Genomic DNA, 3,609 nt, shown 5'->3' with positions numbered 1-3,609 from the left:
GAACAAGGCCGCCTGGTCGCAATGACTGGTGACGGAACCAACGATGCCCCCGCTCTCGCCCAGGCCGACGTCGGCGTGGCGATGAACACCGGCACCCAGGCCGCCCGCGAGGCCGGCAACATGGTCGACCTCGACTCCAACCCGACCAAGCTGATCGAGGTGGTCGAGATCGGCAAGCAGCTCCTGATGACCCGCGGCGCGCTGACCACGTTCTCGATTGCCAACGACGTCGCCAAGTACTTTGCGATCATCCCGGCGATGTTCCTGGCGTTCTACCCGCAACTCAGCGTGCTCAACGTCATGAACCTGTCGAGCCCGCAGAGCGCCATCCTGTCGGCGATCATCTTCAACGCGCTGGTCATCATCGGATTGATCCCGCTGGCGCTGAAGGGTGTCGCCTATCGCGCCGTCGGTGCCGGCGCGCTGTTGCGGCGTAACCTCTTGATCTACGGCCTCGGCGGAATCGTCATCCCCTTCATCGGCATCAAGGCGATCGATCTCGTCGTGACCGCCTTTCACCTGGCTTGACCGTTGTCATGCGAGGAGCAAATTCTCTCTGTCATTCCGGGGCGCCTCGAAGAGGCGAACCCGGAATCTCGAGGTTCCGGGTTCGATGCTTCGCACCGCCCCGGAACGACGGGAGAGATGCTTCGCTCGCAATGACAAAATCATTGGAGACTTAACATGCTCAGAGAAATCCGTCCCGCCATCGTCCTCTTGCTGGCACTCACCGCCATCACCGGCCTGGCCTATCCGCTGGCGATGACGGCCATTGCCGGCGCGATCTTTCCGACGCAGGCGCAGGGCAGCCTGATCGAGAAGGACGGCAAGGTGATCGGCTCCGCCCTGATCGGGCAGGAGTTCAAGGACGACAAGTTTTTCCACGGCCGCCTGTCGGCAACGGTTGCGCCGGACCCGAATGATTCGACCAAGACGGTGCCGGCCCCCTACAACGCCGCCAATTCGGGCGGCTCCAATCTCGGCCCGACCAGCAAGGCGCTGGCCGACCGGCTGAAGGAGGATGTGGACAAGCTCAGGAGCGAGAATCCGAACGCGGCCGTGCCGGTCGACCTGGTGACGACCTCGGCTAGCGGCCTCGACCCGAACATCTCGCCGGAAGCGGCGCAATTCCAGGTGCCGCGCGTGGCCAAGGCGCGAAATATGCCGGAAGATCAGGTCAGGCAGCTCGTGACCGCCCACACGGAAGGCCGTCTGCTCGGCTTCCTCGGCGAGCCCAGGGTCAATGTTCTGGCGTTGAACCTCGGGCTCGACCGCATGGCGGCGAACTAGCCGTCTAGGCTCGCAGTGTACGGATGATTATACTGCCCTGATGGTCCGAGAGCGCCGCGATCCCGAACAACGTCCGTCTCCCGAGGCGCTGCTGGAAGCTGCGCGCCGGGAGGAGAGCGCGAGCGGCAAGCTGAAGATCTTCGTCGGCGCCGCCCCCGGCGTCGGCAAGACCTACGAGATGCTGCAGAGCGCCCATGCCAAGCGCAAGGCCGGCATCGATGTCGTGGTCGGCTTCGTCGAGACCCATGGCCGCGCCGAGACCGAGGCGCTGGTGCGCGGCCTCGAAGTGGTCCCGCGCAAGCGGCTCGACTACCGCGGCCAGATTGTCGAGGAGATGGATCTCGATGCCGTGATCGCGCGGCGGCCGCAGATCGCATTGGTCGACGAGCTCGCCCACACCAATGCGGCGGGCAGCCGCCATCCCAAGCGCTACATGGATGTCGAGGAGCTGCTCTCCCACGGAATCGACGTCTACACCGCCGTCAACATCCAGCACATCGAGAGCCTGAACGACGTCGTCGCCCAGATCACCCATGTCCGGGTTCGCGAGACCGTGCCGGACTCGGTGTTCGACCGCGCCGACGCGATTGAGCTGATCGATCTGACGCCGGACGATCTGATCCAGCGGCTGAAGGAGGGCAAGGTCTATGTGCCCAAGCAGGCCGAGCGGGCACTGGAGCATTATTTCTCTCCGGGCAATCTCACCGCGCTGCGCGAGCTGGCGCTGCGGCGCACCGCCGAGCGGGTTGACGAGCAGCTCCTCACCCATATGCAGGCCAATGCCATTGCCGGGCCCTGGGCCGCGGGCGAGCGCATCCTCGTCTGCGTCAGCGAGGATCCCCGCGCAGCCGGCCTCGTGCGCTACACCAAGCGGCTGGCCGACCGGCTGCATGCGCCGTTCACCGCGATCTCGATCGAGACGCGGCGATCCCTGCAATTGTCCGACGAGCAGCGCGATCGGCTGGCCGATACGCTGCGGCTAGCGGAATCGCTCGGCGGCGAAGCGCTGACCATTCCCGCCGTCGGGCGCCGCATTGCCGACGACGTCGTCAATTTCGCCCAAGGCAACAACGTCACCCAGATCGTGATCGGAAAGTCGAGCCGCTCGCGCTGGTTCGAGATGACGCGCGGCTCGGTCGTGCACGACCTGGTGCGCCGCGCCGGCAACATCACCGTCCACGTCATCGCCGGCGACGAGATGCCCGGCGAGGCCGCGCCCAAGACCGCGGTGCAGACCGCCGCCCGGTCGGAGCCGTTCGATCCGCTGCCCTATCTGAAGGCGCTCGGGATCGTCCTGATTGGCCTCGGCGCCGCGGAGCTGATCCAGCCCCGGTTCGGCATCGAGAACGTCGACCTCGTGCTGCTGACGGCGGTGGTCGCGGTTGCCGTGCGCTATGGCCTGTGGCCCTCGCTGCTGGCGACCGTCGCGGCTTCGCTGTGCTACAATTTCTTCTTCCTGCCGCCGCTCTACACCTTCACGATCACCGATCCGACCAATGTCGCCGCCTTCCTGCTGTTCCTGGTGGTGGCGATGATCGTCTCCAATGTCGCCGCGCGGGTGCGCATCCAGGCCGACACCGCGATCGGCCGGATCAGGATGACCGAGCAACTTTATGCCTTCAGCCGCAAGCTCGCCGGCACCGCGACGCTCGACGACGTGCTATGGGCCAGCGCCTACCAGATCGCTTTGATGCTGAAGGTGCGCGTGGTGCTGCTGTTGCCGGACGCGGGCCTGCTCACGGTGAAGTCAGGTTATCCGCCCGAAGACGAGCTCGATCAGGCCGACCTCGCCGCCGCCAACTGGGCCTGGAGCAACGATCGCCCCGCCGGCCGCGGCTCGGACACGTTGCCGGGCGCCAAGCGGCTGTTCCTGCCGATGCGCACCGGGCGGGGTCCGATCGGCGTCATCGGCATCGACAACGACCGCACCGGACCGCTGTTGACGCCGGACCAGCGCCGGCTGCTCGATGCGCTGGTCGACCAGGGCGCGCTCGCGATCGAGCGCGTGCTGCTGGTCGAGGACATGGACCGCGTCAAGCGCACCGTCGAATCCGAGCGGCTGCGCTCGGCGCTGCTCACCTCGATCTCGCACGATCTGAAGACGCCGCTCGCCTCGGTGCTGGGGGCGGCCTCCACCATGCGCGATCTCGCCGGCGCGCTCTCCGACACCGAGAAGCGCGACCTGCTCGCCACCGTGATCGACGAATCCGAGCGGCTGAGCCGCTTCATCGCCAATCTGCTCGACATGACCAAGCTCGAATCCGGCGCCATCGTGCCCAACACGGCGAAGACCAAGGACGAACAGCCCGACTTTCGCAT

The 3,609-nt window shown here is 66.2% G+C and carries 3 protein-coding genes; all 3 read left to right on the top strand.

Annotated elements, in window-relative coordinates; all coding sequences use genetic code 11:
* Positions 1 to 528, top strand: a 528-nt coding sequence (locus JHD07_RS30920) for an HAD-IC family P-type ATPase (RefSeq protein ID WP_291629027.1), incomplete at its 5' end; no start/stop codon positions are given.
* Positions 529 to 684: 156 nt separating this feature from the next.
* On the top strand, positions 685 to 1,290 hold the full coding sequence (locus tag JHD07_RS30915) for a K(+)-transporting ATPase subunit C (protein ID WP_291629025.1): 606 nt from the start codon (positions 685 to 687) through the stop codon (positions 1,288 to 1,290).
* Positions 1,291 to 1,330: 40 nt separating this feature from the next.
* A partial coding sequence (locus tag JHD07_RS30910; RefSeq protein ID WP_291629023.1) for a sensor histidine kinase KdpD occupies positions 1,331 to 3,609 on the top strand: 2,279 nt, incomplete at its 3' end.

Source organism: Bradyrhizobium sp. (genome assembly GCF_016462955.1).
Lineage (GTDB): Bacteria > Pseudomonadota > Alphaproteobacteria > Rhizobiales > Xanthobacteraceae > Bradyrhizobium.
The sequence above is the reverse complement of the archived record's forward strand: the minus strand, read 5'-3'. Positions and strand labels throughout refer to the sequence as shown.

Coding starts and splice junctions, on each gene's coding strand:
- JHD07_RS30915 (WP_291629025.1), top strand. CDS start 685: ATGCTCAGAGAAATCCGTCCCGCCATCGTCCTCTTGCTGGCACTCACC.